A 271-nucleotide genomic window follows, 5' to 3' on the forward strand; every position below is an offset into this window, starting at 1 on the left:
CATATATTTGCTCAGCTCGTACACTTATTTCCTCAAACTCTGCAAGTACTCTTTCTGCCTCTTTGTAATTTAAGAGGCTATATGTTCCCGGATTAACATCCTCTGATTTCTTTCTTCCGGTAAACTTCCTATATGTATCTGTAATTTCTGCAATTTCAGCTGCGTATTCGCTACCGAATTCACGCTCAGCCCATTGAAGTGAGAACTGATCTAGATTGTCTTTATCCCACTTATCAATATCATAAGCCATATCTAAAAAGAACTCTATGGC

The 271-nt window shown here is 38.0% G+C and carries 1 protein-coding gene; it reads right to left on the minus strand.

Annotation, left to right across the window (positions count from 1 at the left end):
* Positions 1–271, minus strand: a 271-nt coding sequence (locus FQ664_RS26065) for a glycosyl hydrolase 115 family protein (RefSeq protein ID WP_144175882.1), incomplete at both ends; no start/stop codon positions are given.

Origin of the sequence: Pseudomonas persica (assembly GCF_900291015.1) — a bacterium.
Classification (GTDB): Bacteria; Pseudomonadota; Gammaproteobacteria; order Pseudomonadales; family Pseudomonadaceae; genus Aquipseudomonas.